General features: G+C 40.4%; 2 protein-coding genes. Both read right to left on the reverse strand.

Annotated features, from left to right (window positions below):
• Window positions 1–409 (reverse strand): distal tail protein Dit (locus Q5762_RS36910; RefSeq protein ID WP_315896687.1); only part of this gene is annotated, 409 nt, incomplete at its 3' end.
• Window positions 409–607 (reverse strand): hypothetical protein (locus tag Q5762_RS36915; RefSeq protein WP_315896688.1); only part of this gene is annotated, 199 nt, incomplete at its 5' end. The genes Q5762_RS36915 and Q5762_RS36910, both read right to left, overlap by 1 nt.

Consider the following 607-nt stretch of genomic DNA (forward strand, 5'->3'; position numbering starts at 1 on the left):
CGTCGTTGGTAAAGCTATACTCTTCCGTGGAGTAGGCAAGGCCGTCAAAAATCTGCCATGTAATTGACCCATCCCCATAGAGTCTTTTATCTTCAAAATCAGTGTCCCCACTAGGCAGTGCCCAATAAAACTTGTCAGGTTCATCTGAGTAAATCAGCTTCTTAGGTTCACTTACATTTAAAATTCTTGATATCTCTCGTCGTTTCTCTATTACACCCTCCATCAGGGTAAAATCCATTTCATGAGTTAAAACCGTAGAAGACGTGCCAAGGAAGCGCACACCTTTCTTATCATTTCTGTTTTGCGTACGAAAAGATTGTGTTGGCCCAATTCCTCGGTTCAGGGAGTTAACGGTCAAAATTTCTGTGATGACGTATTCATCAAATGTTACTGTAACCTGCTTTGTCACTATTTTGCCCTCCCTTTTTTGATGATTGTAGCTCTCCGCTCAATTCCATCAATCTCAATTTTTACCGGTTCTGCAATTTCTTTAGAAACTACTTTCTTATCAAGTTCAACGGTTGTGTACACTTCAACAATTATCGGCGGATCAGTTTTGCTGGCTGCACTCGTTTTATTTTTAGGTTGAGTTGTCTTAACCGAATCA

The organism is Streptomyces sp. P9(2023), from assembly GCF_032436795.1.
GTDB lineage: Bacteria > Actinomycetota > Actinomycetes > Streptomycetales > Streptomycetaceae > Streptomyces.